Source organism: Pseudomonas sp. 18173 (assembly GCF_050432945.1).
In the GTDB taxonomy this organism is placed as follows: domain Bacteria; phylum Pseudomonadota; class Gammaproteobacteria; order Pseudomonadales; family Pseudomonadaceae; genus Aquipseudomonas.
Genome location: NZ_JBKFTN010000006.1, coordinates 149171 through 175378 on the forward strand (window position 1 = coordinate 149171; position 26208 = coordinate 175378).

26 protein-coding genes are annotated in these 26208 nt (G+C 60.2%); 7 read left to right on the forward strand and 19 right to left on the reverse strand.

The window, feature by feature from the left end; all coding sequences use genetic code 11:
* Nucleotides 1–7 precede the first annotated feature (7 nt).
* The 4 genes from lpxK to ACLD1X_RS09220 form a co-directional block, all read right to left on the reverse strand.
* The gene (gene lpxK, locus ACLD1X_RS09205; protein WP_429367035.1) at nucleotides 8–1018 is read right to left on the reverse strand and encodes a tetraacyldisaccharide 4'-kinase; all 1011 of its coding nucleotides are present in this window, start codon (nucleotides 1016–1018) and stop codon (nucleotides 8–10) included.
* Nucleotides 1018–1446 (reverse strand): ExbD/TolR family protein, encoded by a 429-nt coding sequence (locus ACLD1X_RS09210; protein WP_429367036.1) that lies wholly within the window; start codon nucleotides 1444–1446, stop codon nucleotides 1018–1020. The genes lpxK and ACLD1X_RS09210 overlap by 1 nt, the downstream gene beginning before the upstream one ends.
* Nucleotides 1443–2078 carry a MotA/TolQ/ExbB proton channel family protein gene (locus ACLD1X_RS09215; protein ID WP_019689340.1) on the reverse strand — a complete coding sequence of 212 codons (636 nt, stop codon included), beginning with the start codon at nucleotides 2076–2078 and terminating at the stop codon, nucleotides 1443–1445. The genes ACLD1X_RS09210 and ACLD1X_RS09215 overlap by 4 nt, the downstream gene beginning before the upstream one ends.
* A 98-nt stretch (nucleotides 2079–2176) precedes the next feature.
* Nucleotides 2177–4411, reverse strand: coding sequence for a DNA internalization-related competence protein ComEC/Rec2 (locus tag ACLD1X_RS09220; protein ID WP_429367037.1), 2235 nt, complete (start codon nucleotides 4409–4411; stop codon nucleotides 2177–2179).
* A 135-nt stretch (nucleotides 4412–4546) separates the two neighbouring features.
* Between ACLD1X_RS09220 and ACLD1X_RS09225 the strand changes: the two genes are divergently transcribed.
* A complete protein-coding gene (locus ACLD1X_RS09225; protein ID WP_429367038.1) occupies nucleotides 4547–5062 on the forward strand; it encodes a DUF2062 domain-containing protein in 516 nt (171 codons plus the stop codon).
* Between the two features lie 155 nt (nucleotides 5063–5217).
* Here the strand turns inward: ACLD1X_RS09225 and ACLD1X_RS09230 are convergent, their stop codons facing one another.
* The 4 genes from ACLD1X_RS09230 to ACLD1X_RS09245 all read right to left on the reverse strand — a co-directional run bounded on the left by ACLD1X_RS09230 (nucleotide 5218) and on the right by ACLD1X_RS09245 (nucleotide 8386).
* The gene (locus ACLD1X_RS09230; protein WP_007996641.1) at nucleotides 5218–5997 is read right to left on the reverse strand and encodes an ABC transporter permease; all 780 of its coding nucleotides are present in this window, start codon (nucleotides 5995–5997) and stop codon (nucleotides 5218–5220) included.
* On the reverse strand, nucleotides 5994–6926 hold the full coding sequence (locus ACLD1X_RS09235) for an ABC transporter ATP-binding protein (protein WP_429367039.1): 933 nt from the start codon (nucleotides 6924–6926) through the stop codon (nucleotides 5994–5996). Before ACLD1X_RS09235 ends, ACLD1X_RS09230 begins: the two co-directional genes overlap by 4 nt.
* A gap of 133 nt (nucleotides 6927–7059) precedes the next feature.
* Nucleotides 7060–7683, reverse strand: a complete 624-nt coding sequence (locus ACLD1X_RS09240) for a glutathione S-transferase (RefSeq protein WP_429367040.1) — start codon at nucleotides 7681–7683, stop codon at nucleotides 7060–7062.
* Between the two features lie 43 nt (nucleotides 7684–7726).
* Nucleotides 7727–8386, reverse strand: coding sequence for a transglutaminase-like domain-containing protein (locus tag ACLD1X_RS09245; RefSeq protein WP_429367041.1), 660 nt, complete (start codon nucleotides 8384–8386; stop codon nucleotides 7727–7729).
* Nucleotides 8387–8638: 252 nt separating this feature from the next.
* On the opposite strand from ACLD1X_RS09245, the gene ACLD1X_RS09250 reads away from it, so the two are divergent.
* Nucleotides 8639–11086 (forward strand): acyl-CoA dehydrogenase, encoded by a 2448-nt coding sequence (locus ACLD1X_RS09250; protein ID WP_429367042.1) that lies wholly within the window; start codon nucleotides 8639–8641, stop codon nucleotides 11084–11086.
* A 74-nt stretch (nucleotides 11087–11160) separates the two neighbouring features.
* Nucleotides 11161–11568 (forward strand): PA2817 family protein, encoded by a 408-nt coding sequence (locus ACLD1X_RS09255; protein WP_007991629.1) that lies wholly within the window; start codon nucleotides 11161–11163, stop codon nucleotides 11566–11568.
* 59 nt (nucleotides 11569–11627) lie between these two features.
* On the opposite strand, the gene ACLD1X_RS09260 is transcribed toward ACLD1X_RS09255, so the two are convergent.
* Complete coding sequence (locus ACLD1X_RS09260) at nucleotides 11628–12626, reverse strand: LysR family transcriptional regulator (protein WP_253559296.1); 999 nt, start codon at nucleotides 12624–12626, stop codon at nucleotides 11628–11630.
* An 89-nt stretch (nucleotides 12627–12715) separates the two neighbouring features.
* Here ACLD1X_RS09260 and ACLD1X_RS09265 point away from each other — a divergent pair, with 89 nt between their 5' ends.
* The 4 genes from ACLD1X_RS09265 (at nucleotide 12716) to ACLD1X_RS09280 (ending at nucleotide 16331) form a co-directional block, all read left to right on the forward strand.
* Nucleotides 12716–13342, forward strand: coding sequence for an alanyl-tRNA editing protein (locus tag ACLD1X_RS09265; RefSeq protein WP_429367043.1), 627 nt, complete (start codon nucleotides 12716–12718; stop codon nucleotides 13340–13342).
* Between the two features lie 638 nt (nucleotides 13343–13980).
* Complete coding sequence (locus ACLD1X_RS09270) at nucleotides 13981–15204, forward strand: type II and III secretion system protein family protein (protein ID WP_429367044.1); 1224 nt, start codon at nucleotides 13981–13983, stop codon at nucleotides 15202–15204.
* Nucleotides 15205–15323: 119 nt separating this feature from the next.
* Nucleotides 15324–16037 (forward strand): tetratricopeptide repeat protein, encoded by a 714-nt coding sequence (locus tag ACLD1X_RS09275; protein ID WP_429367045.1) that lies wholly within the window; start codon nucleotides 15324–15326, stop codon nucleotides 16035–16037.
* A gap of 18 nt (nucleotides 16038–16055) precedes the next feature.
* Nucleotides 16056–16331, forward strand: coding sequence for a DUF3613 domain-containing protein (locus tag ACLD1X_RS09280; protein WP_429367046.1), 276 nt, complete (start codon nucleotides 16056–16058; stop codon nucleotides 16329–16331).
* Nucleotides 16332–16472: 141 nt separating this feature from the next.
* Here ACLD1X_RS09280 and ACLD1X_RS09285 read toward each other — a convergent pair whose 3' ends face one another.
* The 10 genes from ACLD1X_RS09285 to ACLD1X_RS09330 all read right to left on the reverse strand — a co-directional run bounded on the left by ACLD1X_RS09285 (nucleotide 16473) and on the right by ACLD1X_RS09330 (nucleotide 26197).
* The gene (locus tag ACLD1X_RS09285; RefSeq protein ID WP_429367047.1) at nucleotides 16473–17435 is read right to left on the reverse strand and encodes a type II secretion system F family protein; all 963 of its coding nucleotides are present in this window, start codon (nucleotides 17433–17435) and stop codon (nucleotides 16473–16475) included.
* Nucleotides 17436–17463: 28 nt separating this feature from the next.
* The gene (locus ACLD1X_RS09290; protein WP_429367048.1) at nucleotides 17464–18450 is read right to left on the reverse strand and encodes a type II secretion system F family protein; all 987 of its coding nucleotides are present in this window, start codon (nucleotides 18448–18450) and stop codon (nucleotides 17464–17466) included.
* Nucleotides 18447–19880: a CpaF family protein gene (locus ACLD1X_RS09295; RefSeq protein ID WP_429367049.1), complete on the reverse strand. Its 1434-nt coding sequence runs from the start codon at nucleotides 19878–19880 to the stop codon at nucleotides 18447–18449. Before ACLD1X_RS09295 ends, ACLD1X_RS09290 begins: the two co-directional genes overlap by 4 nt.
* A 3-nt stretch (nucleotides 19881–19883) precedes the next feature.
* Complete coding sequence (locus tag ACLD1X_RS09300; RefSeq protein WP_429367050.1) at nucleotides 19884–21104, reverse strand: AAA family ATPase; 1221 nt, start codon at nucleotides 21102–21104, stop codon at nucleotides 19884–19886.
* Nucleotides 21098–21592 carry a TadE/TadG family type IV pilus assembly protein gene (locus ACLD1X_RS09305; protein ID WP_429367051.1) on the reverse strand — a complete coding sequence of 165 codons (495 nt, stop codon included), beginning with the start codon at nucleotides 21590–21592 and terminating at the stop codon, nucleotides 21098–21100. The genes ACLD1X_RS09300 and ACLD1X_RS09305 overlap by 7 nt, the downstream gene beginning before the upstream one ends.
* Entirely contained in the window at nucleotides 21592–22071 is a 480-nt protein-coding gene (locus ACLD1X_RS09310) for a TadE/TadG family type IV pilus assembly protein (protein WP_429367052.1), read from the reverse strand. Before ACLD1X_RS09310 ends, ACLD1X_RS09305 begins: the two co-directional genes overlap by 1 nt.
* Before the next feature lie 8 nt (nucleotides 22072–22079).
* The gene (locus ACLD1X_RS09315) at nucleotides 22080–23426 is read right to left on the reverse strand and encodes a TadE/TadG family type IV pilus assembly protein (RefSeq protein ID WP_429367053.1); all 1347 of its coding nucleotides are present in this window, start codon (nucleotides 23424–23426) and stop codon (nucleotides 22080–22082) included.
* A gap of 75 nt (nucleotides 23427–23501) precedes the next feature.
* Nucleotides 23502–24320 carry a Flp pilus assembly protein CpaB gene (gene cpaB / locus ACLD1X_RS09320; RefSeq protein ID WP_429367054.1) on the reverse strand — a complete coding sequence of 273 codons (819 nt, stop codon included), beginning with the start codon at nucleotides 24318–24320 and terminating at the stop codon, nucleotides 23502–23504.
* 15 nt (nucleotides 24321–24335) lie between these two features.
* Nucleotides 24336–25664, reverse strand: a complete 1329-nt coding sequence (locus ACLD1X_RS09325) for an AAA family ATPase (RefSeq protein ID WP_429367055.1) — start codon at nucleotides 25662–25664, stop codon at nucleotides 24336–24338.
* Nucleotides 25665–25666: 2 nt separating this feature from the next.
* Complete coding sequence (locus ACLD1X_RS09330) at nucleotides 25667–26197, reverse strand: A24 family peptidase (RefSeq protein ID WP_429367056.1); 531 nt, start codon at nucleotides 26195–26197, stop codon at nucleotides 25667–25669.
* Nucleotides 26198–26208 lie beyond the last annotated feature (11 nt).

Here is a 26208-nt window from a genome sequence, read left to right on the forward strand (position 1 = left end):
AACGGAGTTAAGGCAACAAACGAGCCGGTAACAGGCGCATCAGCTGTGTGTCGAACCAGGCCACGAAGGCCGGCGATGGCACAGCATCGACCGCCAGGTACCACCAATCGGTGGCGGCAAAGGCGCGGCACTTCACCGCGTCCTTTTCCGTCATCACCAGCGGCAACGACGGCGCAAAATTCAAAGCCTCCACGCTGTATTCGGCGTGGTCGGCAAACGCATGTGGAACCGGCTTCCAGTGTAGCGTTTCGAGGGTCTTGAAGAAACGTTGCGGATTGCCGATGCCGGCCACCGCGTGCAAGGCCTGGTCGCTGGGAAAATGGTCGAGGGGGCGCCGTTCGCCGCTGCGCAGATTGACCAGTGCGGTGGGCTGCAATTGAAAGGCAAACCCGTCAGTGCGGTCAGTCGCGGCGCCGTTATAGAGGACCGCGTCGACGCTTTGCAGGCGCTCGACCGGTTCACGCAACGGCCCGGCAGGCAGGCAACGGCGATTGCCCAGGCCGCGGGCGGCGTCGATCAGCACCAGCTCCAGGTCACGGGCCAGGCGGTAGTGCTGCATGCCGTCGTCGGACAGGATCAGGTCCAGCGGCTCACTGGCCAGCAACGCCTGGACAGCGTTGCTGCGATTGGGGTCGATCATCAGTGGCACGCCCGTGCGCTGGACGATCAGCAACGGCTCGTCACCAGCGACGTCGGCGCTCTGCTCGGCCTCGACCCGCCATGGCAACTGCGGCGGCCTGGCGCCGTAGCCACGGCTGACCACGCCGACCCGCAGGCCGCTGCGCTGGCAGTGCTCGATCATCCAAAGAATCAACGGCGTCTTGCCGGTGCCACCCACGGTGATGTTGCCAACCACGATCAACGGCACCGGCGGCTGGTAGATCTCGCCCTCACCCGCCAGAAAGCGTTTGCGCTTGTTCATGACCACGCGCCGGTACAGCCATTCCAGCGGCTGCAACAGCTTCAAGGCCGGATGACCTGCGTACCACGCCGCGAGCAATCGTTCGGACATGGCCATCAGGACGCCGGTGGCGCCGCTTCGACAGTGGTCATGCGCAAATGGCTGAAGCCGAGCTTGCCGGCCGCATCCATGGCGGTGATGACGGACTGATGCTGCGTCTTGCCATCAGCGCTGATCGACAGCGGCCTGTTGGTGTCGCCATTGGCTTCCTTTTGCAGCGCGTCCATCAGGGAGGCCAGGTCGCTTTTCGGCAGGATCTGGTTGTTCACCGAGAACACGCCGTCGGCGCTGATGGCGATTTCCAGTGGCTTGTTCTGGTCTTCGGCCGGGGCGCCGCTGACCGCTTCCGGCAGGTCGACACGCAGCTGGGTCTCACGGGTAAAGGTGGTGGTCACGACGAAGAACAGCAGCAGGACAAACACCACGTCGATCAGCGACACGAGGTTGATGTCCACGTTCTCCCGTTGCTTGCGACGGAATTTCACGCTTTGCCCTCAGCCAGATCAACGTCACGGTCGCCCTGCACCACTTCAACCAGCTTGATGGCTTCCTGCTCCATGCCCACGACGAGTTCATCGATGCGCCGTTGCAGAAACCGGTGGAAGAACACCGACGGGATACCGACGATCAGACCCGAGGCCGTGGTAATCAAGGCTTTGGAAATACCGCCGGCCAGCACTGCGGCGTTGGTCGTCATCCCCGTGCTCATGAACGAACTGAAAATGTCGATCATGCCCAACACGGTACCCAGCAGCCCCAGCAGAGGCGCCATGGCGGCGATGGTGCCCAGCGCGTTGATGTAGCGTTCCAGCTCGTGAATCACCCGGGCGGCGGCCTCTTCGATGCACTCTTTCATGATCTCGCGACCATGCTTGGAGTTGGCAAGACCAGCTGCCAGGATCTCGCCCAACGGGGAGTTGGCGCGCAGTTCCTTGAGTTTTTCCTTATTGAGCTGTTTGTCCTTGATCCAGACCCAGACCTGCCCGAGCAAGTGCTCCGGGGTCACGCGACTGGCGCGCAGTGTCCAGAGACGCTCGGCGACGATCGCCATGGCCGCGATGGAACTCAGAATGATCGGCAACATCATCCAGCCGCCGGATTTGACCAATTCCCACACAGTGACAGTCCCCTCGAAAAAGTGCGCCACTCTAACATAGGGGGTGGACGCACCGAAGACCGCGATATCGCATCCGGTCGGGCATTGATAACACTCGATTATTGGCTCGAGGGCGGCGGATCGCGCCAGAAACGCCGTTCCTGACGCATTGACCACGGCGGCTCGAAGCGCCCCAGTTGCAGACGAATGGCACCCTGTTCGGCGCTGTCGTAGATCGCCATTCCACGTTTTTGATAACGCGCGATCACCGTGGGGTGCGGATGGCCAAACGAATTACCCTGCCCTCGGGAGATCAGCGCACCTCTGGGTTGCAGGACATCCAGCAGGGCACTGGACGACGAACTGCGACTGCCGTGGTGTGGCGCCTGCAGCCAGTCGGTGCGCAGGGCCAACGGACTGTCCAGCAGGGCCCTCTCGGCGGCAGCATCGATGTCGCCGCTCAACAGCAACCGCTCGCCATTGGCCTCGATCAGCAGGACACAGGAATTCTGATTGCTGTCGCTAGCCAATGGCCAGTGCCAAAGCTGGAAATCGACTTTATCCCAGGTCCATTGCCGACCGCTCTCACAATGCCCGGCCTGCAACTCCACGGGCAAGTCCGATGGCTCACCACTGACCACCTGTTTCACCGGCAATCCACTGGCAACCGCCCGGGCACCGCCGGCATGATCGGCATGGGCGTGGCTGATCAGCATCAGGTCGAGGTCCTTTACCCCCAGTTTGCGCAACACCGGCAGCACCACCCGCTCCCCCTGGTCAAGTTCACCGAAACGCGGTCCGGCGTCATACAGCAACGCGTGATGCCGGGTGCGCACCAGGATCGCCAGACCTTGACCGACATCCAGTTGCCAGACTTCGGCCCTGCCTTCCGGCAACATCGGCCTGGGCGAAAAAACCAGGATCAACAGCATGGGCCACCCTAACGGGCGCATCGGCACGCCTCGCGGCAGCAACAGCAAAAAGGCGCCAATGGCACCGATTGCCCAGGCCCATGGCGGGACGGCCATGGGCATCCACGCGGGAACCTGAGCGGAGACGAGCCCCAGTCCCCTGAACCACCCGTCGATCAAGCCGCCCGCCAGCCACAGCAATGGCTCACCCACGTAGGGCACCGGCAGCAACACCGTCCCGAGCAACGCCGGTGGCAGTACCACCAGACTGATCCAGGGCACGGCGAACAAATTGGCCAGCGGCCCGCTGAGACTGATGGGCAACCCCAGCGCCAGCAGCAACGGACACAGCCCGATTGCAATCAGCCACTGGGCACGAGTCCAGGCTTGCCACCATCGCCATGCCCCCAACCGGCCGCCGAAGGTAAATATCAAGATTGCCACGGCCGCGAAAGACAGCCAGAAACCCGGCTGAAGACTCGCCAGCGGCTCCAGCAGCAAAATGCCGTTGAGTGCCAACAACAGGGGCCACCATGCACCGAGATGGCGGAACCGCAGGCGCCACAACAACACCAGGCCGAGCATCAGGCAGGCCCGTCGCACCGGCACCTCGAAACCGGCCAGCATCCCGTAACCGAGCGCAGCGGCGAATGCCAGGCCACACGCCCAAGGCAACCATGGCAGGCGGTTCGGCCATAACCCAAAACGCGCCAGGCCGGCGATCAGCAGGTACACAGCGCCCGCCAGCAATCCGATGTGCTGCCCGGAAATCACCAGCAGATGCACCGTGCCAGTGTCCTGCAATACCTGCCATTCTTCGCGACTCAGCCCGGCACCGTCCCCGAGAACCAACGCCGTCAATGCGCCGCCTCGCCCCTGGGCATCCACTGCCAGCAAACGCTGGCGAATACCATCGCGCCAGGCCCATCGGGCTGGCGCAAGGCGTTCGCCCGCCTTGACCGTTCCGGTCGCCCCGATGCGTTGTGCCAGCAACCAGGCCTGGTAGTCGAAGGCCTGCGGATTGAGAAGCCCGACCGGGCGCTTGAGCTTGACCGCCAGGCGCCAGCGCTCACCGCTTTTCACCGGCGCCCCGCCATACCAGGCCAGACGCATTTGCCGCGGCAGCCGGGTGCGCCGGGACTGGATGTCGTTCATTTCGAAACGCACGACATTGTCGTCTTGCCGGGGCAAACCCGTGACCCGCCCTTCGACCCAACGGGTTTCTCCATCCAACGCCGCAGGCAAGCGGTCATCCAGCGCCCACTGCGCATTCGCGCAGGCCCAACTCAAGCCGAACAGGTAACACGCCAGCGGATACGTCCTGAACGGCAACAACATCAAACCTGCCACCGGCATCGCCAGCCACAACCAGACCGGCGGCAATGCCGGTAAAAAACGCAAGGTCAGCAGACCCAACGCCAGCGCCATCATCCCTGTGCGCATAAGCCCGTCCTTGAGAGTCCCCTCCAAGGCTTAGCCCGCTCGTCGCGCAGGCGTCGTTATTAATTGTCACAAAGTCTGAATAGGCGGTTCATAGAATCCAGACATACTTGCCACCCTGACCGACCGAGAAGCCTTATGCCCCGGCGCTTATTCAAACGTTACATGCCAGACCCGATGAGCATCAGGGAACACAAGTCCTTACGCTTTCTCGGCACGCTGTTGCATGACCCGAACCTGTGGCATCTCAACCGCCACTCCGTTGCGCGCGCCATGGCGGTGGGTCTGTTTGCCGCGTTCCTGCCGATCCCCTTGCAGATGCTGCTGGCGGCAGTCCTCGCCATCATCGTACGCGGCAACATGCCGATTGCCGTGAGCCTGGTCTGGCTGACCAACCCGATCACCATGCCCGCCGTATTCTTCTGCACCTACCAGGCCGGCGCCTGGCTGATGGACGTTCCTGCCCGGCAGTTGCCGGACTCGCTGACCTGGGAATGGATCAGGGGTGAAATCTCGACCTTGTGGCAACCGTTTCTGTTGGGCTCGGTCGTGACGGGGCTGGCACTCGGTGCACTGGCCTACTTTCTGGTGATGATGTATTGGCGCTGGTGGGTGGCCAGGCAATGGAAGCGGCGCAAGAAAAGCCGGATGTGAGAATGCAAAAACGGCCTCCACTTGGGAGGCCGTTTTTTTGTGGTGTCAGATATAAAGCTATCGCGAGCAGGCTCGCTCCCACACTTGATCCGAGCTGCCCCGAAGATCTCCTGTGGGAGCGAGCCTGCTCGCGATTGAAAGCGACGCGATGTCCCTCAGGTACGCATCCCGCGCCCGCTGACCAGCAACCGCGCACAACCGAGATACAGCACCACGGTCGCGACCAGCATGAAGGCGATGGCCACGCTGATCCGGATATCCGATACGCCGAGGATGCCGTAACGGAATGCGTTGACCATGTGCAGCACCGGGTTGGCCAGGGATACGGTCTGCCAGAACGGCGGCAGCAAGGTGATCGAGTAGAAGACCCCGCCCAGGTAGGTCAGCGGCGTCAGCACGAACGTCGGGATGATCGAAATGTCATCGAAGTTGCGCGCAAACACCGCGTTGATGAAGCCCAGCAGCGAAAAAATCGTCGCGGTCAGCACCACCACCAGAATGGTCACGCCCAGGTGATGCACCTGCAAATGCGTAAAGAACAGCGACAGCAGGGTCACGATGATCCCCACCATCAATCCACGCAGCACGCCGCCCAGGGTGTAGCCGATCAGGATGGTGTGCGGCGACAACGGCGAGACCATCAATTCTTCAATGGACCGCTGGAACTTGCTGCCAAAGAAGCTCGACACCACGTTGCCGTAGGAGTTGGTGATCACCGACATCATGATCAGCCCCGGCACGATGTACTCCATGTAGGTGAAGCCACCCATGTCGCCGATTTGCCGACCGATCAGATTACCGAAGATCACGAAGTACAGGACCATGGTGATGGCCGGCGGCAGCAAGGTCTGCGGCCAGATCCGGGTGAAACGCCGGACTTCACGGTAAACGATGGTGTTGAGGGCAACGAGGTTGGGGCGCAGCTCGGAACTCATACCGCCACCTTCGACAGATTTTTCTCCACCAGGGACACGAACAACTCCTCGAGGCGATTGGTTTTGTTACGCAGGCTCAGCACTTCGATGTTCTGCTGTGCCAATTGGGTGAACAGCGCGGTGATGCCCATGGACTTGTCCACCTGGACTTCCAGGGTGTGGCTGTCGATCAGCCGGGACGGGTAGCCGAGCAACTGAGGCGCGGCCGGCAGGACGCCCTTGAGGTCCAGCAAAAAGGTTTCGACATGCAGTTGGCTGAGCAACTGACGCATGCTGGTGTTCTCGACGATGGTGCCGTGGTCGATGATGCCGATGTTGCGGCACAACTGCTCAGCCTCTTCCAGGTAGTGGGTGGTGAGGATGATGGTGATGCCTTTCTGGTTCAGTTCGGTGAGGAAGCTCCACATCGAGCGACGCAGCTCGATGTCCACCCCGGCCGTCGGTTCGTCGAGGATCAGCAGGCGCGGTTCATGAACCAGCGCGCGGGCGATCATCAGGCGACGCTTCATGCCACCGGACAGTGAACGCGAAGGCACGTCCTTCTTGTCCCACAGGCCGAGCTGGGTCAGGTACTGTTCGGCGCGTTCCTTGGCGATTTTCGCCGGAATGCCGTAGTACCCGGCCTGGGTCACGACGATGTCGAACGTCTTCTCGAACTGGTTGAAGTTGAATTCCTGAGGCACCACGCCGATGGAGCGCTTGAGCTGCGCAGGATTCTTGTCCAGGTCGTGACCGAAGATATTCACCGTGCCGCTGGTCTTGTTCACCAGGGTCGACAGAATACCGATGGTCGTGGACTTGCCGGCACCGTTAGGGCCGAGCAAGGCGAAAAAGTCACCTTCGGCGACCTCCAGATCGATACCACTCAGGGCCTGGAAACCGTTGCCGTAGGTTTTGGTTAGCTGCCGGATGGACAGAGCGGAACTCATATCGGATTTACGCACCAAGAAGGGAAGAAAGGGTCAGTTAAGGGCGGGCGGCGTGCATTGCAACCACGTCGCATCTGCACAATGGTGCTTGTCGCCGCCACACAAGTACAGTCAAGTGTGTCGATAGTGAGTATTAAGTCAACGCGGTCATGACGGCCTTGCGATACGCCGGACGCTGTTTCAATCGTGCATACCAGGCCTCCAGATGCGGCTGCGGCGCACGCTCGATCGGCATCTCGAACCAGGCATAAATGAAACTGCCCAGGGGAATATCACCCATGCCGATCGCGTCTCCGGACAGGTAGGGCTTGCTCGCCAACGCCTGGTCGGCCATCGCCAGCAGCGTGTCGCACTCCTTGATCGCGGCGTTGATGGCGGCCCAGTCCTGCTGGTCTGCCGGGGTCCGCAGCACACCCCAGAACACGGTACGGAAAGGGCCGGCAAAGCTTGAGGTGGTCCAGTCCATCCATTTGTCGGCGCTGGCACGGGCTTGCAGATCCGCCGGATACCAGGCCGTGCCGTCGGCGTGACGGGCCATCAGGTAGCGCACGATGGCGTTGGATTCCCACAACACAAAACCGTCGTACTCCATCACCGGAACCCGACCGTTGGGGTTCATCGCGCGGTACTCGGGCGTATCGACGACACCAAAGGCGCCACCGGCATCGACAGCCTCGTAGGCCAGCTCCAGTTCTTCGGCGGCCCACAATGGCTTTCTGACATTCGATGAGTTTTTCCGACCCCAGATCTTCAGCATGACCGCCTCTTTTTCGGTAAGTGGGCAGGCAGCATACGCCGGATCAGGCGCGACTCAAATCGCTCTGCATATCCCCCAGCAGCGGTTGCTGTTGCTCACCGAACAGGTGCGGATAGCATTTTTCCAGGTGCTCGAAAAAGAACGCCTCGGGCACGTCGGCGAACTGCCCGTGGTCGACCAGGTACTCCATCAGCTTCGCGCCATCGCGGTTGAAGGGATGAAAAACGCTGTCGTTGATCCCGTCGAACTCCAGCGGCGCCACATTGAACAGGTCGCAGAGTTTCCGGTTGAACGCTGGTGTCGCCTTGACCCAGCGATCCTGCAAATAAAGCTCGGTGTAGCCATGCATGGCGAACATGTCGCTCTTGAGCAATTCAAGCAGCCGTGGTGTCGACAAATGATTGCGCACATCCGCCAGGCCGATCCGTGCGGCAATCCCGCAATGCCGCGCAGCACCTGCCAGCAACGTGGCCTTGGGCACGCAGTAACTCTCCCCGGCCGCCAATGCATGACTGCCGCGCAGGGTCTGCGGATCGCGACTGAAGGTGTACGGGTTGTAACGCACTGCTTCACGCACGGCGTAATAGAGACTGATTGCCTGTTCAACCGGATCGCGGCTGGCGCCACGGTGTTTTTCGGCGAACTCCACCACCGACGGATGGTCACTATCGATGAAGCGGCCGGGACTCAGATACTCGTGCATGAGAACAATCTCCTGGGGAAGCCCCGAGTCTAGCGAGAGCTTCAGCACAGAGATAACGACGTTTCGGCCAAACATGGGCGCTTTGCCGCTCGCTCAATGAACACTTTTCCCACCTGTGCGGCCGCCCGACTGCCGCACGAAAATCATCCGGGGCTTGCCACGAACCCAGTCACATCGCTCTGATCCGCCTGTTTTGCGGATGCCGTCTAAGCTCTGAAGGCTGGTTCGCCCTGGTATCACGGAGGAATGAATATGCTGCTGTTGTGGATACTGGTTCTGCTGGTCGCAATTGCTTATCTGGCCCACCGCCGCATCGCCCCGCTGCCCACGCTGGCCATCGTGGCCGTCTATGTCGTGGCAATGGGCGCTTTCAGCCGCGCGCCAGGCGGGTTGCTGCTGGTCTTGTGGGTCTTGATCGCCGCCGTCGCCGCACCCTTGCTGCTGCCCGACCTGCGCCGCAAATTGTTCAGCGCACCGATGTTCAACTGGTTCCAGAAAACCTTGCCGCCCATGTCGCAAACCGAACGCGACGCCATCGACGCCGGCACGGTCTGGTGGGACGGCGAACTGTTCAGCGGCCGTCCGGACTGGAGCAAACTGCTGTCCTACCCCAAAGCGCAATTGAACGAAGAGGAACAGGCCTTCATCGACGGGCCGACCGAAACGCTTTGCGCCATGGTCAATGACTGGCAGCTCGGTCAAACCATGGACCTGCCGCCCGAAGCCTGGGCATTCATCAAGGACAACGGTTTTTTCGCCCTGATCATCCCCAAGGAGTTTGGCGGCAAGGGTTTTTCCGCCTATGCCCACTCGCAAGTGGCGATGAAACTGGCCAGCCACAGCGGCGACCTCGCCTCCACCGTGATGGTCCCCAACTCCCTCGGCCCGGCCGAACTGTTGCTGCATTACGGCACCGACGAACAACGCAATCATTACCTGCCACGCCTGGCACGCGGCGATGACATCCCGTGCTTTGCCCTGACCGGTCCGCTGGCCGGCTCCGACGCCGGCGGCATGCCGGACTCCGGAGTGATCTGCAAAGGGCAATGGGAAGGTCAGGAAGTCCTTGGCCTGCGCCTGAACTGGGAAAAGCGCTACATCACCCTCGGCCCGGTAGCCACCCTCCTCGGCCTGGCCTTCAAGGCCTATGACCCGGATCACCTGCTGGGCGACAAGGAAGACCTGGGTATCAGCCTGGCATTGATACCGACCGACCTCGCCGGTGTCGAGATCGGCCGCCGGCATCTGCCGCTGGGCGCCGCCTTCATGAATGGCCCGAACTCGGGCAAGGACGTGTTCGTCCCGCTGGAGTTCCTCATCGGTGGCCAGGAAATGCTCGGCAAAGGCTGGATGATGCTGATGAACTGCCTGTCGGTCGGGCGTTCGATTTCCCTGCCGGCGGTAGGCACCGGCATGGCCAAGTTCACCAGCCTGGTGACGGGCCAGTACGCTCAGGTTCGCGAACAGTTCAATGTACCGATTGGCGCTTTCGAAGGCATTCAAGAGGCCATGGCCCGCATCGGCGGCAATGCCTGGATGATGGACGCCGCACGGATGCTCACCGCCAACGCGGTGGACCTCGGCGAAAAACCGTCAGTGCTGTCGGCGATTCTCAAGTACCACCTGACCGAACGCGGCCGCGAATGCATCAGCCACGCCATGGACGTGCACGGCGGCAAGGCGATCATCATGGGGCCGAACAATTATCTGGGGCGCATGTGGCAGGGCGCGCCGATCTGCATCACCGTGGAAGGCGCGAACATTCTTTCGCGCAACCTGATGATCTTCGGCCAGGGCGCGATTCGCTGCCATCCCTTCGTCCTCAAGGAAATGGCCCTTGCCGGCCGAGAAGACAAGGATCAGGCACTCAAGGAATTCGATGACCTGCTGCTCAAGCACATCGGCTTTGCCGTGGGCAACGCCGCCAGCACGCTGGTGTTGAATCTCGGTTTCGGGCACCTGGAACACACCCCGGGCGACAAACTCAGCCAGGGTTACTTTCGCGCACTCAATCGTCAGGCCGCCGCTTTCGCCATGCTCGCCGACCTCAGCATGATGCTGCTCAGTGGTGAACTGAAACGCCGGGAACGTCTGTCCGCGCGCTTGGGTGACGTGCTGAGCAACCTTTACCTGGCCAGCGCCGCACTCAAGCGCTACCACGATCTCGACTCACCGCAGTACATGACGCCACTGCTGGCCTGGGCCATGGAGGAAAGCCTGGGGCAGGCCGAACGCGCCATGGATGAACTGCTGAGCAACTTCCCGAACAAGGTCATGGGCTGCCTGTTGCGAGTGATCGTGTTCCCGTTCGGTCGTCGGCACAAAGGGCCATCGGACAAACTCGCTGCCGAAGTCGCCGCGTTGATTGGCCGCGCCAAGGGCGACCCGGCCCTGGAGGAATTGCTGCTGGGTTGCTATCGCCCCCAAGCGAACGGCAATCCGGTGGCTGCATTGCAACACGCCTGCAATCTGTTGAGCGCTGCACAGCCGCTGTACAAAAAGCTGCACGTGGCACTCAAGAGTGGCCAGGTCAAACCGGTGGCCGGCGAGTCGGTGATCGATGCTGCGCTCGAGGCTGGCGTACTGCAGCCGGTGGAGGCCCAAACCCTGCGTGAAGCCGAGGCGGCCCGGCGCAAGGTGATCGATGTCGATGACTTTGACCAGGAGGCTTTGGCACTGGCCGAGGGAAAAGTCCGCTGATCCCTGCAACCATGTAAAAACGGGCGCAGGGGCTTTATACTCCTGCGCCCGTTTTGCTCTTGAGGACTTATCTCGTGTCCAACATCGTTGCCGATCATCTCGTTTTACTCGACCACCTGCGCAGCATCCTGGTCGCCGTAGGTGAGGCCGAGCAGGTTCCCGAAGAAAGCCATGCCTTGTTCCTTGAGCGCTTCGACGAATTGCTGGCGTCACTGCCGATCGATCCGATCGAAAGCCAATACCTGGGCCAGGACATCCTGACTCAAGTCATTTCCCGTTATCCGCAAATCGCCCACCTGATTCCACGGGATCTGCTGTGGTATTTCGCCGGTGACTGCCTGCACTACTTGTCCGATGAAGAAATCGACCTGTATCAGGCCCTGGAAGAGCGCCGCTTCGAAGCCGAACAGAACGACGAACCTTTCGACTGGAATCAGGAAAAGCAGCTGCTGGCGTTGTCGAACCAGGACAGCAAGCACTGACCACCGACTGATTCACGCAAAAGGCCCGCATGGTTGAACATGCGGGCCTTTTTTTGCCTTCAGAACAGGCCGTCACTCTCCGGCAGTTCATATTCCGACGGCGACCAACCAGGGCCATTCGACCGGCCTGGCTTGCCCAGCGTCGGCTCCTTCTCCAGACACTCCACCAGGTAATCGATCAGCACCCGAAGCTTGGGAGGCAAGTATCGGGTTGGCGAGTGCAGCAACCAGGCGCCGCCGTGATAGGACGCCAGAAAGGTCCAGTCCGGCAACACTTGCACCATCAACCCCTTCTCCAGGGCATGGCGCGCCGTGAAATACGGCAGGCTGCCAATCCCGATATGTTGCAACACCGCGCCATAACGTACGCCGGTGTGATTGGCGGCATAGCGCCCACGCACACCGACAGTTACGGTTTTGCTGCCCTTCTTGAATTTCCAGCGCGCATCGCTCGGGGTTTCGCCCAGGTAAATGCAACTGTGGTTGAGCAAGTCATGGGGATGAGTCGGCGTACCGTGCTCGGCCAGATACTGCGGTGTGGCACAGAGCAAATGATCGATGGTCAGCAACTGCCGTCCCACCAGTCCTGCAGGCGGCCGGTCGGTGATGCGAATTGCCAGGTCGACGTGATCGTCGATCAGATCGACCTGGCGGTCCTCAAGCAACAGCTCCACATCCACCTTGGGATAACGGCGCAAAAACTCCGGCATATGCGGGTGGATCACGATTCGACCCACCGCTTTCGGCACGCTGATACGCACCAGCCCCTCGGGCTCGTCAGTGAACTGACCACTGATTTCCATCACTGAGCGGGCGGCATTGACCATTTCCTGGCAGCGCTTGAACACCTCCTCGCCACCGTCACTCAGGCGCAACTTGCGCGTGGTTCGCTGCAGCAAGCGGGTTGCGAGCGCTTTCTCCAGACGCGAAATGCTACGACTGACCGCCGAGGGCGAAGTACCCAACTGACGAGCCGCCTCGGAGAAACTGCCCGTCTCGACAACCTTGACGAAAATCGCCATTTCACCCAGCAGCGGCAGCGGAAGATTTATGCTCACAGCGCAACAGTCCTTTGATGTTTGCCCGGATTATCACGCATTTACCGGCTTTCTATAATAAAAACAGTTATTCAATACGAGCCTGGAATATGACGCTGCGCCTTTTTTTCCATAGTGATGAGCTCAAGGCCAACGTGGAAGTCCTGGAATGCATCCCCCACGAAAACGAGTTTGCGGTGGTCCTGCGCGCGACCCTGTTCCATCCTCAAGGCGGCGGGCAGCCCTGCGACACTGGCTGGATCGGCGACAGCCAGGTGCTGCGCGTGGTCCAGGATCCCGAGCGGATCATTCATTTTGTCGACCGACCGGTAACAACCGGCATGACGCAGATCCGCGTCGACGAACAACGCCGGTTGTTCAACTCCCGCATGCATTCGGCCGGGCATTTGATTGGCCACTTTGTACAAGCCATGGGCTGGATGCCGATCAAGGCGCATCACTGGCCTGGTGAAGGCCGTGTGCAATTCAAGCCGGGGAATTCAGCCCAGGACGTCGAGGCCCGGACAATCGAACAGGGCATCGGGCAGTGGGTCGACGACGACCTGCCGCGCCTGACCTCACTGCGCGAAGGCGTCCGGGAAATCGGCTTCGGTGAACTGCCCGCCTACGGTTGCGGCGGCACCCATGTACGCAGCCTGAAAGATCTGGGCGCGGTCACGATCAACACCCTTTCGCAAAAGAAAGGCACGCTGTCGGTCCACTACCACGTCGACTGAGCACAGGGCGTTCGCAGACGCCTGATTTTATCGCTGCACGCATTGCCTGCCCGAAACGCAAAGACCCGCCTGGTCAGACTGGCGGGTCTTTTTTTGCTTCAGCACAAAGCGTCAACACCAGGCAACCGCAGTGCGCTGCGACCCTGCCCGCCCGCCTGTCTCCTGCTTTTGCCCGAATAGTTTTCTCTTAACTCATGGCACTTTGATTTGATTGAACTAATGTCAAACAACAAGAAGTCATAACGGCTCGAGTTTCCACGTTAGCTTCAGCGATCAGATAGCGAATTGGCAAAAGGAGTTACCTCACTATGATCCTGGCAGGCGCTTTGCGGCTCTGTACCTTCATGGCCGACTACTTTCCGGGGGATCCAGGTCGAAGGACAGTGCCGCCCATGGCCGCGAATATCGCTGCGACAGGCAGTCCAGGTAACCGGATCACTGAAAACCGTTTTTGCAAAGGTCGCTCGCTGTCCAGCCGGGCCAGCGAATTGCGCCCGCTCGTGCGTAGCACGCAGGGAATAACGCCAAGGCCATGGATAAATGGCCTGGCGCATTGGGGGGGATAGTCCGATCCCCGTGAAGTGATCCGAGACAACTGAGCCTGCCTAAAGACGGCCTATCCAGTGAGGATGTACCAAATGAGCCTTCGTCCCTCGCCCGCTTTCAAGCGAATTATCCATGGCCTGTTCTGGGTAGGCCTCAGTATGGATGCGGCCCAGGCCGCGCCGGCCAATTGTTCGCAACTGGACAGTTGGCCGACAACGTACGAGGTCGGCCAAGGGCTGCAGAATGAACTGCGTAGCCCCGTTCCGGTAACGCAACTGGCGGTGGGTGACCCGAAAATTGCCGACGTGCAACCCAGCGGCAGCAGCGCGTTCATACTCACCGGCATTGCGCCGGGGACCACCAGCCTGATGGTCTGGACCGCCTGTTCGAAAACGCCGCGCCAAAGCATGGTGTTCGTCAAGGGTAAAGCCACGTCGGCGCTGACCAGCGTGCCGTCGGTGCCTTCCGACGACCCGCTGCTGCCGAGCCAGGTGCAGACCGATATCCGCTTCGTTGAAGTCAGCCGGACCAAGCTCAAGGAAGCCTCGGCCTCGATTTTCGGGATCCGGGGCAACTTCCTGTTCGGCTCGCCGAGAACCTTGCCCACCATCGGCGGCATTGTCACGCCGTCGATACCGGTGAACAACAACAACTTCAACCTCACATTCGCTACCGGCAATACCCTCGTGGCGCTCAACGCGCTGGAGGGCAGTGGTTTCGCCTACACCCTGGCGCGGCCAAGCCTGGTAGCGCTCAGCGGGCAGAGTGCGAGCTTCCTGGCCGGCGGCGAAGTACCGATCCCGGTGCCCAGTGCAGGCAGCGACAACGTGTTCATCGAGTACAAGGAGTTCGGCATCCGCCTGACCCTCACGCCGACCATCGTCGGGAAAAACCGTATCGCGCTGAAGGTGGCACCGGAAGTCAGTGAACTGGACTTCACCAACGCGGTGAGCATCGCCGGCACCGTAGTCCCGGCCCTGACCGTGCGCCGTACCGATACCAGCATCTCCCTGGCCGACGGCGAAAGTTTCGTCATCAGCGGCCTGATCAGCACCCACAACGACTCCCAGGTGAACAAGTTTCCAGGGTTGGGCGATATCCCGGTTCTGGGCGCATTTTTCCGCGACAACACCATCAACCGCGAAGAGCGCGAGCTGCTGATGATCGTCACCCCCCATCTGGTCCAGCCACTGGCTGCCAACGCACAACTGCCGACATTGCCTGGTGAGCAGATGCGCAATTACGACCCGAACTTCTACCGCATGTTCTTCCTGGAGAATGGCGACTTCGACAATCTCAGTGGGCTCTCGCAATGAACCGAAGCCCGAACAACACTTGCCTCACCCTCACTCGCAATGGTGACGCTGAACGCTTGCCGGGCCAGCTTTATTGCCAATGGCCAGGCGTTCAACGTGTTGTAGCCAGAGGACATTCGATGAAAGCAGTCATTGCAATAACGGCGACATTGATGCTCGCAGGGTGTGCCAGCAATGGCCTGGCTTCGCGCCCGGCCAGCTGTGCCAAGCCCGGTTCGGAGCAGGAACTGGCCCTGAACCTGGCCGACAGCATGGCCGACGAAGGCCGCTTGTACGCCAGCCTGGCGAATCTGGAAGGTTTGTCCGATAACCTGGTCCAGGTTCGCCTGCGCAAGGCTCGGGTGCTGCGCATGATGGGGCACACCAGTGAAGCGCAGCCATTGTACGAAAGCCTGCTCGGCACCTGTCTGGCGGCTGAAGGGGAACATGGCCTGGGCCAGTTGGCCGCCGCCAGAAACGATAACGCCGCCGCTGCCACTCACCTCGAGCGCGCGGTGAAGATGGAGCCCACCGACGAAAAAATGCGCAATGACCTGGGGGTCGTCTACCTCAATCAGCGGCGGGTCCCTGAGGCGCGCTTTGAGTTCATGACCGCCCTTGAGCTCAAGCAGGGAAACACACTGGCGGCACTCAATTTGGTGACGCTGCTGATCTACCAGGATAACTGGAAGGCAGCTGCCGAACTCGTGACCCGCGCCGACTTGAGCCCCAAGCAAGTCGCAGAGGCTCAAACCCGCGCGGAAAAACTCAAGGCTTCCGCCAAAAAAGTGGTGGCTACCGATGGCAATCGCGGCGCTGAGGTAGCCGATGCCTCTGCCAGTGCGAACAAGTAGAACGTACGAGGAGTCAAGATGAATACCAAAAGGCTGTTGATCCTGTGCATGGCTAGCCTGTCCACCACCGCCTGGGCTATCGAGCCGGGTCCCTCTTCGCCTTATCAACAAGGCACCGAACAGTGGTTGCAACTGCAGATTCGCGGCGTGGTGGCCTCCCCTATACTGCAAACCGCTACGGCCACCGAACGTGACCTGGCCATGCAGCGCTGGCTGAATAGCTTCAGCTACCCGATTCCACAATTTTATGATCAGGATTCAGCGGGGAAAATGACCATCAGCAGCGGCAACTGAGGCATGTCGATGGGTGATCAACTTCTGGGGTAGTCCAGAGTGGCCTGGCTGCGAAGCCGGGCTTGATGTCGTGCGCAGGAAAGTGCTGATCAGGCTCGGGTGGCAAGGCCATCGCATTCGACAGCCTCCAGCCGTTTTATCTCACCCGAATGCTCTGAGTACCCCGATCATGGCCGGGCCGATAGCGACCAGAAAGAAGCTCGGCCATAGACAGAAAATCAGTGGAAATACCAGCTTGGTGCCGATTTTCGCCCCCATCTCTTCGGCGGCCTGCGTACGCCGGTCACGGAATTCATCGGCATAGATGCGCAGGGTTTCGGCCACGCTGGTACCGAAGCGGATGCTCTGTGCCAACAGGCTGACCAGCCCCTGTACATCATCCAGGCCAGTGCGTACGGCCAGTTGCTTGAGCGCCGCGGTACTGGAAACCCCCGCACGGATTTGCGCATTGACCAGGGCCAGCTCTTCAGCCAGTTCGACCTGACTGACCGACATCTCCTCGGCTACCCGTTCAATGGTCGTAGGCAAGGCCAGGCCCGACTCCACGCACACCACCATCAGATCCAGCGCATCCGGAAACGCAGCACGCAGGCGACCTTGTCGCAACTGCTTGCGCTTGGCGACATACAACGCGGGCACCAACCATCCGATCCCGGCCACCATGACCACCAACAGCAGCCCAATCATCAGGGAAACCTTGGGAATCATCGGCAATAGCAGCAACGCAATACCGATCAATAACAGCGGCAACATCAAGCGCACTGCCCAGTACATCTGCACCGCCGACGAGGAACGGTACCCCGCATGCATCAACAGGGTCTGGGTGACGGACGTTTGAGCCGATTCGGCCGATCCAAAGCGCTGTCCGACCCGCTCCAGCAACAGTTGCAGATTGCCCGGAGCTTCTTGCCCGACGGTGTTGCTTAAATGACCACGCTTGATCAGCGCCAGACGACGCTGTACCGGATCCTGAAGCCCCATCATCAGCAAGATCGCGGCGAAGACCGCCAGTACTGTACTCAAACCGATCGCGCCGAGAAACAGCAGGCGCGCCAGCTCCTCGTTCGCCGTAACTCGACTGAACAACCCGAGCAAAAAGTCCATGACCTGTACCTCCCGGTAGCGAAACCGCTCAAACCTGAATCCGGATGATTTTTCGTATCCAGAAAATCCCCACCAACATGGCGCAGAACGCCCCGATGATCAGCTTGTGGCCTATGGGATCATTGACCAGCACAGGCAGGTAGCTGGGGCTGGTGACGATGATCGCAATCGCCAGCACGAAGGGAATGGCCACCAGTATCCAAGCCGACATGCGCCCTTCCGCCGACAGGGTTTTGACTTTGCGCTGAAAGCGAAAGCGCCCACGGATCAATCGACTCAGTCGCTCCAGCACCTCGGTCAGATTGCCCCCGGTCTCGCGATGGATGAGTATCGAGGTCACCAGCATCATCACCGTCATGCTCGGCATCCGCTCAAGCAGGCCGAGCATGGCCCGGCGCACATCATTGCCATAGTTGATATCGGCGAAGGTCAGGCCGAACTCATGAGCGACCGGCCCCCTGTGCTCCTCTGCGACCAGGCGCAGCGTTTCGTTGAACGGGTGCCCGGCACGCAGAGCGCGGCACATGGCATCCAGCGCATCTGGCAAACCTTCTTCGAACTGCGCAAAACGTTTGTTTCGGTCGCGCAGGATTTTCAGGACCGGGACCCAGGCCACTACAAAAGCCACCGCCAGCGCCATCCACCAGATCGCCGAAACCACCAGGACTATAGCGCCGACTGCAACGCCCAGAGCAAGCCCGAGCAATATCACCCGATAAGCACGATACTCATGGCCCGATTGCTCAATCAGCTGTGTCAGGTTCGCCATAAAAGGCAACTGCTCGAGCATTGCCTCCAGGGGCGACAAGCGCGTCAGGTATTTCTGCCGCAATACCGTCTGCATGTTGGGCAGATTGTTGGCTTTCTCCAGTACATGCAAGCGGCTGCGGATGAGCTTGCGCATCTTGCCGGCCTCGCCGAACACCGGCACCGCCACACCCTGGGACAGAAGGAACACGGCGATAAACACCATGCCGAGGAACATCAGAATGAATTCACCTGGAATGTTTTTCATGACTGCCGTGCCTCCATCCACTCAGGCCTGAACATCGTGAGCGGCAACTCGATGCCGCGCTTGGCCAGCACATCCCGGAAGGCAGGGATCATGCCGCTGGGTCGATAGTCACCCAGCACTTCGCCGTTTTCGCCCACGCCATGGCGCGCGAAGGAGAAGATTTCGGTCATGGTGATGATCTCGCCCTCCATGCCGTTGATTTCCTGCACGCTGACCAGCCTGCGCTTGCCGTCTTCCTGGCGTTCCAGCTGGATCACCACATCGATGGCTGATGCGATCTGCTGGCGCATGGCCTTGATCGGGAAAGTCGCCCCGGTCATCGACACCATGTTCTCGACCCGGCCCAACGCATCGCGTGCGGTGTTGGCGTGGATCGTGGTCAACGAGCCGTCGTGGCCGGTGTTCATCGCGGTCAACATATCCAGCGCCTCGACGCCGCGTACTTCGCCGATCACGATGCGGTCCGGACGCATCCGCAAGCTGTTGCGCACCAACTCCCGCTGGCTCACCTCGCCGCGCCCCTCGATGTTCGAAGGCCGGGTTTCCAGACGCACCACATGGGGTTGCTGCAGTTGCAACTCGGCCGAATCTTCGATGGTGACGATCCGCTCGTTGTGCGGGATGAAACTGGACAGCACATTGAGCATGGTAGTCTTGCCGCTGCCGGTACCGCCGGAAATCAGCACGTTCAAGCGCCCACGGACTATCGCCTTGAGCAGCAGGGCAATGGCTGGAGTCAATGTACCTACCTGAATCAGGCTGTCGGTATTGAGCAGGTCCACCGCAAAGCGCCGGATCGACATGCTCGGGCCGTCGATGGCCAGCGGCGGGATAATCGCATTGACCCGCGAACCGTCCTTGAGCCGGGCGTCCACCAACGGCGAGGACTCATCGATGCGCCGCCCCAGGCTGGAGACGATGCGATCGATGATGTTCAGCAAATGCTGATCATCGCGAAAGCGCACATCGGTACGTTGCAGTTTGCCGAAGCGCTCGACATAGACCGATGCATGACCGTTGACCAGAATGTCGGACACACTGTGATCGGCCAGCAACGGTTCCAGAGGACCAAGGCCGAGCACTTCGTCGCAGATCTGCTTGATAATCAACTGGCGGCTGGAAGTACTCACCGGTGCCGAATGCTCATCGAGCAGTCGCTGGCAAATATCGCGAATCTGTCGCGCGGCCTCAGCCTGTTCCAGGGCGTCCAGCAAGGACAGGTCCATGACCTTGAGCAACTGCTGATAAATCTTTTCTCGCCACTCGGCCTCCACCGGGGTGACCTGACTTTTGGTTTCGTAAAGAACATCCGGCGTTGCACGTTCCCACGCCATGACTTCCTCTAGCGGATCCGACAGGTCGTCGCTCAATTGGGCAACGGCGGGTTTACCGGGCTGTTTGCGCAGGCGGTTACGAAAATCGCTGATCATGGGTCATCCCCCGAAAAAACGGTTGAAGGCGCGTTTGAGCAAGCCTTTTTTCCCGGCTACCTGTTGACCGACCAGGTTCTCGGTCATGTCGCGTAGCGCGGCAGTAATCGCTGCCCTTGGTGCATGCAGCCCCAATGGCACGCCAGTGTTTTGACTCTGACTTACCTGGTTGAAGTCATTGGGTAATTTCGAGAGGTTCGTGCAGCGCAGCGCCTCACCGATATCCTTGAGGCTGACCGCTGCCCCTTTGTCATAGCGGTTGACCACTATCTGCAGTTGATCCCCACGTACGCCCAGGTCATCGCGAAGAACCCGCACAAGGGAGCTGGCATCGCGAAGATGGCTGACGCTCTGCTGTACCACCACGTACACCCGATCCGCCTGCTCCAGCACGGAGCCGGTGAGGTGGTCGATTTGCCGTGGCAGATCGATCACCACCCAGTCATAGCTGGCGCGGGCCAACTGCATCAGGGTGTCAAGTTGCTCGGATTGAGCATCCTGCGGCAGACACAGCTCGCCGGCACGGCCACCCAGCACATGCAAGGTCGGGCTGAAGTGGCTGCAAAAACCCCGTAGCGCAACACTGTCCATGCCGTCGATCTGATGCAACACCTCCAGATGGCTGTGCGTCTGCGCCACATCCAGGTAATGCGTCACACTGCCGAATTGCAGATCCATATCCAGCAACAGGGCACTGCCACCCTTCATGCTGAGTTGCTGAGCAAGGTTGCAGGCCAGCATGGTGCCGCCGGATCCGCCCTTGGCGCTCATCACGGCGATCAATTTTCCTTCCGCTCCGTTGCCGGTCCGGACCTCCATGACCAGACGATTCAAGGCAGAAACCAGTTCGGTCTCGGCGACGGGCTCCGGCAACACATCACGGGCGCCGGCCTGCATCGCCAGGCGCATGCCTTCCTGTTCGCTCAACAGTCCGCACACCAACATCGGCGGACGCTCATGGGCTGGACGCTGCAACAGCGCCGCCAGCTCCTCGCGCCACAGATGGCTGACGCGCAACAACAGCAGATCGGGCATCCGGTCCAGACCGTAGAGCGGGTCGACATGCCCATTGCTCACCAGCCGGGTACTCACCTCCAGGCTGGGCATGCGTTGGCAGACGCTCTGCAGGTCACGTAACGACGTGGCATCACGGCTGCTGATCAGAAGCCTGAGCCCGGCTTTACCGGTCGAGGCAGAGAGTGGAGTGTCCTTGGTATTCAGCATGGCGTGATCTCCCCGGAACCGGAATGACGCCCAAGGCTTTCGCGTGGCAAGGTTGCCCTGAATGTGGGCAAGGTAATGGGCACGCCGAACCCGGGAATGAACAGATTGAAAACGAAGCTTTGCAGACTCAGCCGAACATAACGGATGGCACGAAAACCGTTGGCGCTGACCAGGTCGCTCGGGGTGGTCACCACTGCACCGTTGACGTCCAGATAGCTCAACGTCAGGTTGGTGGTGGCCAGATTGCCGATCAGTTGGCTCGTACCTGCGTCGGTCGCGGCATTGAAGATCGCCCGCCGCAACACCACCGGATCGCTGATATTGCACACCGCCGCCAGGCGCGTACCGCGGCGCACGGCTTCATCCAGCGCATTGACCGTGAAGTACAGGCGGCCCATTTCCACCACACCGAACAACAACGTGAACATCAACAGACCAACGATGGCGAACTCCACCGTATAGGTGCCGCGCATGTGTTTTCTGTTCATCACAATGCCCTCATCACGGTAGTGGCGACCAGCGGAATGCCCAGTGCAATCGGATTACCAAAAAAACCGGGAATCGATCCGGTGCAGTTACCTGCGCCAATCACCGGGCAGAACGTATAGGTGATGGTGACCCGCACATGGTCAGTACCCACCGCGGCAACGGCCACGTTGCCAGTCGTCAGCCCGGACACCACTGCAGTCCCGGTGTTGGCGGGCACGCCATACACTGCAACGTTTTTCGTCTGGGTCAGTAGCGTACTGTCCAGAGCGACTGCGCCGAGCGTCGAATTCCAGGCATTGCTGGCGACAAAACGGTCGGCATCGCGGCTGGCCTGCAATAGCAGGTTGTACTGATAGAGCATGCGACCGAATTCGCCGAAGGCCAGCAACAGCAGCAGCAACACCGGCAGGACCAGAGTGAACTCCACCATGGCCAGGCCTTGCTGGCGCTGCCGACTCTTGAATCCGTGAAGTCTCATGACGCCCCCTACGAGTCAGTGCTCGGAGTACCGCTGCCGGTGAGATAGGTTTTGTAGAGCTGAATGATCTGCGGGCCGGAATCGGTTGACGGCGAGGGGCCAGCCACGTTGTCGCCTTCGCACTCCTTCACGAACTGACCGAAGATCTGCGAGTCCCCGCCGCCGCCATCCATTGGCTGCACCACGAAATAGCAGCCAAATCCGAGAACCGGGATCGAGGTTGCACCATTATTTTTCCCGGTGCAGTCGCCCACCACGATTTTCAGCATCCGACGCTCGAACACCCCATTGCTCTGACAGCCACTGCCGGACCCTGCCACACACGCGGCAGTGCTCGTACGCCAGTCGTTGTAGCCATATATTGCGTCGCTACCCGCGGTGAGATTGCCGTTGCTCGAGGTGACGGTTTTCCCCTTGTACTTCATCTGTGCCGGTGTGACCGAGTCGTCGTAAGTGATTGCGGGGTTGCTGGACGTGGTCACCAGGTCCGGCGGATAGTCCGAGGAACTGACCGGGCCGTTGTAGATACCGAAGCGAGTATTCAGGCCTTGAGACGCAGGGCCGACCTTGTTGCCAGGGGCGGTATCCACATTTTGGCCCACATTGCGGCAGATCTTGCCACCACCGGCCAGATCCTCCCTGACCGTACTGCCCCCCGAGCCAAAATCGAGCAACTGAAAGTTGCCCGGACCAATGGGCGACGAATTGCCGGCAGCCGTCTTCAAGACCTGCAAATCACCGAATTGAAAGCCCCAGAACATGCCCGCGCCCGGGTTGTATTGGGCAGGGTTGCCACAGACCATCAAAGGTGCGAGATCACAGGGGCTGGTAGGGCTGGGGCCAGCAGTGGCGATTGCCGCCACCGCTTTGCTCCCCAGGCCGCCAGCGCCGAACACCTGGGCGAAGTTCCAGAAAAATCCCGTCAGGCTATAGCTCGGTACCGATACCCGAACGTACTTGGCATCCGTCGGCCCGGGGTAGGAGAACGGGCCATAGACGCTGCTTGCCAGTTCCACCGTTGCAAATGCACTTGCGTTGCCGCCGACCGCCGTGGCCAATTCGTTGTTGCCCGTGGCATTGGCATTCTGTACCAACGTATTGAGCGCGGCGGTCTTCGTCGTGCTGGCACTATTGATACCACCCGCCACCTGACTCAGGGTCTTGGCGCCACTCAGGGCGGCAGCGTCCACGGCATTCTGCAGGCGTGTTTTGTTCAGCATCATATGGCCGCCGTCCAAAGCCAACGCCGCCATCATGGCCATCACCGCCAGCGAGAGCACCATCATTACACTCACCGATCCTTCCTGGCACCTTGGTGCCGAAGTGAACGGCCGCCGAATACGAAGATTCATCATCAAGCCCTCGAATGCCGATACCGATCCGGATCGGCTCCGCCAATACTGTGCTGCCCAGGAACCTGTTGTGCCCTGTCAGCGAATTCTGACTTCCTTGGCTTCGATCCCGCGGATAACGGTGATTTCCCCGCCCCCCTCGCCCCTGCTGCGCGGTACCACGCGTTTTGGCTCCGAGACGGCGGCCACAGCCATGGCCGGCGCAGGAGGTGCAGCAGGTGTAACGGCTGCGGTTTTCTTTTCGAGGTTCAGTGGGTTACGCAGCGCCAGTTGCAACTTGCCTTCCGTCTGCGCCGTGACCAGGGCTTCCGCTTCAGCGGTCGACATCTCCAGCGTCACTGCACGCACCACGACCGGCTGGGTCTTGTCGGTACCTGCGGTCTGATCTACCGCCAATACTCGCAAGTTCTCGAGGATGGTCCTGGACGTGGCGCTGTTACTGCCGGCATTGGTGGTCTTGGTCGCCAGTACATCGACCCGGTTCCCCGGCAACAGGAATCCGCCGACGCCGACCACGTCGTCCACGCGTACCGATATGGCACGCTTGTCAGGCGCAATCAAAGAGGCCAGGGTGCTGCCCCCCAGGTGCTCGCTCAGACGCGCACCGCGCACAATGTCGCCGCGCAGAATGTCGAACGTTGCGATCTTGCCGACGGCTTTTTCGCTGGAGTCGAAGGCATCGTCCGGGATCGTATCCATCGGCATGCGCACGGTCGTGACCTGCTGGGCCTCGACCATCTGCCCGAATGGAATCTCTACCGTGGCGACCACCACGCTTCGAAGGTGATCATCCGGGCTGGCATTGAGCCGCGCGCTCAGCCAGGAATCGGCCATCCATGCAGCCCCAAGGCCCATGGCCAGAGATACGCCTATCAGGGTAAGAGTACGAGAGCTCATGTCAGTATCTCCGCATCAAAGAAAGTTGAGCTGGACGAAGTAGTTGTGCCAGGCCCATTCCAACTCTTTCGGTGACAGTGCGCCGGAACCGCCCATGTAGCGCTGACGATCGAGGGCCATGTTCAGGAGATCACGGGGATGGCAGGGCACCAGGGGCATGCCCTCATTTGCATAAAGCCGATGCAGCGCATAGCGCACCAGCAGCGGGTCATGGGAAATGCCCAGACGTTCGCTTTCCTGCCGCCAGATCTTTTCGTACTCCTCGGGCTTCAGGTAACCGAATTGCAGTTTGTAGCCAATCCGGCGAAGGAAGGCCTCATCGGCCAACTCCAGGGGATTGAGGTTGGTGGAAAACACCAGAATCAGATCGAACGGCAACTCGCAATGCCGACCGCCGCCCAGATTGAGGAAGTCACGTTTCTCTTCCATGGGCACGATCCAGCGATTGAACAGCTCGGCGGGTTCCATGCGCTGGCGTCCCATGTCGTCGATGATGAACAGGCCATTGCTGGCCTTGAGCTGCAAGGCCGCCTGGTATTGCCGGGTGAAGGGGTCGTAGCGAACGTCCAGTTGTTCCATGCTCAACTCACCGCCGGTAATGACAATCGGGCGTTTGCAGCACAGCAGTCGACGGTCGATCCCTTCGTTGAGCATCAGACTGCTCTGTTGAACGTTATCATCGAGCCGCTGATGCACCTGTGGGTCATAGATCTCGATCACCGACTCGTTGATGACGATGGCATGAGGGACCCAGATGGCCTCGGCGAACAGACGGATCAGCCGAGTGCTGACATACGTCTTGCCGGTCCCCGCGGGGCCATAAATCATGATTGCGCGCCCGGAGTTCATCGCCACACCCAACTGGTCGAGCATCCCCTCCGTGAGCACTACCCCGGCAAGGGCATTGCGCATATCGTTGGCAGTGATGCGACCATGGTGAATGGTCTGCAGTTTGATCAGCGACCGGTAGGTACTCACCGGGAAGGGGGCCGCACCGATATAGCCACTGCGCGACAAGGCATCGCGGGCGACACTGCGACCCCGTTCGGTCAGGCCATAACGCAGCATCTGCCCGCCCGTTTGATTCAGTTGGCCAAGCACTTCGACACGGCCATCCTTGCGCAGAAACGCCAGGATTTCTTCCAGTACCGCGCCGGTCAACGCCAGGCGTTCCACCAGGCGCGACATGTCCAGTACACCGGCATCGAACAAATGCTTGCACACCAACTCACCGAGAAAACTGTCTGTCAGACCGGTTTCGCGGATTGTGCACGGCTGAGGAGCCAGTCGTTGCACCGCTTCCCGCTCATTGGGGAAGACATCAGTATCAACCATGACGTGCATGACTAAACTCCCAACCCACTGGCAACAAGTTGCCAGTAGGTGCTGCCCAGCGTGCCGAGCAAGATTGCAACCGTATAAGGGAAAGGTTTGCCGGCGACTTCATCTGAAGTCGGCGCAAAATAAGCTCGCGCTCTCAGAATCAACCAATAGCGACCCAGGGTCTGAGACAATTGACCTCGATACAGCACGATCAGAAAACCGCATACGCCGCCGGCAATCAGGCTGAACATTGCAGCCCACAACGCGAAATGGAATGGTAGAAAACTGCCGACCATGGCCATCAACTTGACGTCGCCAGCGGCCATGCCACCGAAGGCGTACATGGGCAGGAACAACGCAAAACAAATCAGAATGCTCAACAGGCTGTCACCCAATCCGCTGATGCCACCTGAATACATTTGAGCCCCCAGCCCCAGGGCAAGACCCAACAAGACCAACATGTTGGGAATACGGTGGCGAAGCAGATCGCTCACCACCGCGACGCCCAGCAGTCCTAGCAGTACACCTGTCGACAAAAGCAATTCCATGGACATGGCGCGTCTCC

What these genes read in the sequence shown, in the direction of transcription:
- ACLD1X_RS09295 (WP_429367049.1), bottom strand. Translation starts at nt 19,880, where the DNA reads ATGATCAGCGATTTTCGTAACCGCCTGCGCAAACAGCCCGGTAAACCC.
- ACLD1X_RS09325 (WP_429367055.1), bottom strand. Translation starts at nt 25,664, where the DNA reads ATGCACGTCATGGTTGATACTGATGTCTTCCCCAATGAGCGGGAAGCG.
- ACLD1X_RS09310 (WP_429367052.1), bottom strand. Translation starts at nt 22,071, where the DNA reads ATGAGACTTCACGGATTCAAGAGTCGGCAGCGCCAGCAAGGCCTGGCC.
- ACLD1X_RS09250 (WP_429367042.1), top strand. Translation starts at nt 8,639, where the DNA reads ATGCTGCTGTTGTGGATACTGGTTCTGCTGGTCGCAATTGCTTATCTG.
- ACLD1X_RS09280 (WP_429367046.1), top strand. Translation starts at nt 16,056, where the DNA reads ATGAATACCAAAAGGCTGTTGATCCTGTGCATGGCTAGCCTGTCCACC.
- ACLD1X_RS09270 (WP_429367044.1), top strand. Translation starts at nt 13,981, where the DNA reads ATGAGCCTTCGTCCCTCGCCCGCTTTCAAGCGAATTATCCATGGCCTG.
- ACLD1X_RS09300 (WP_429367050.1), bottom strand. Translation starts at nt 21,104, where the DNA reads ATGCTGAATACCAAGGACACTCCACTCTCTGCCTCGACCGGTAAAGCC.
- cpaB (WP_429367054.1), bottom strand. Translation starts at nt 24,320, where the DNA reads ATGAGCTCTCGTACTCTTACCCTGATAGGCGTATCTCTGGCCATGGGC.
- ACLD1X_RS09290 (WP_429367048.1), bottom strand. Translation starts at nt 18,450, where the DNA reads ATGAAAAACATTCCAGGTGAATTCATTCTGATGTTCCTCGGCATGGTG.
- ACLD1X_RS09285 (WP_429367047.1), bottom strand. Translation starts at nt 17,435, where the DNA reads ATGGACTTTTTGCTCGGGTTGTTCAGTCGAGTTACGGCGAACGAGGAG.
- ACLD1X_RS09235 (WP_429367039.1), bottom strand. Translation starts at nt 6,926, where the DNA reads ATGAGTTCCGCTCTGTCCATCCGGCAGCTAACCAAAACCTACGGCAAC.
- ACLD1X_RS09225 (WP_429367038.1), top strand. Translation starts at nt 4,547, where the DNA reads ATGCCCCGGCGCTTATTCAAACGTTACATGCCAGACCCGATGAGCATC.
- ACLD1X_RS09330 (WP_429367056.1), bottom strand. Translation starts at nt 26,197, where the DNA reads ATGTCCATGGAATTGCTTTTGTCGACAGGTGTACTGCTAGGACTGCTG.
- lpxK (WP_429367035.1), bottom strand. Translation starts at nt 1,018, where the DNA reads ATGGCCATGTCCGAACGATTGCTCGCGGCGTGGTACGCAGGTCATCCG.
- ACLD1X_RS09240 (WP_429367040.1), bottom strand. Translation starts at nt 7,683, where the DNA reads ATGCTGAAGATCTGGGGTCGGAAAAACTCATCGAATGTCAGAAAGCCA.
- ACLD1X_RS09230 (WP_007996641.1), bottom strand. Translation starts at nt 5,997, where the DNA reads ATGAGTTCCGAGCTGCGCCCCAACCTCGTTGCCCTCAACACCATCGTT.
- ACLD1X_RS09305 (WP_429367051.1), bottom strand. Translation starts at nt 21,592, where the DNA reads ATGAACAGAAAACACATGCGCGGCACCTATACGGTGGAGTTCGCCATC.
- ACLD1X_RS09220 (WP_429367037.1), bottom strand. Translation starts at nt 4,411, where the DNA reads ATGCGCACAGGGATGATGGCGCTGGCGTTGGGTCTGCTGACCTTGCGT.
- ACLD1X_RS09315 (WP_429367053.1), bottom strand. Translation starts at nt 23,426, where the DNA reads ATGATGAATCTTCGTATTCGGCGGCCGTTCACTTCGGCACCAAGGTGC.
- ACLD1X_RS09245 (WP_429367041.1), bottom strand. Translation starts at nt 8,386, where the DNA reads ATGCACGAGTATCTGAGTCCCGGCCGCTTCATCGATAGTGACCATCCG.
- ACLD1X_RS09275 (WP_429367045.1), top strand. Translation starts at nt 15,324, where the DNA reads ATGAAAGCAGTCATTGCAATAACGGCGACATTGATGCTCGCAGGGTGT.
- ACLD1X_RS09265 (WP_429367043.1), top strand. Translation starts at nt 12,716, where the DNA reads ATGACGCTGCGCCTTTTTTTCCATAGTGATGAGCTCAAGGCCAACGTG.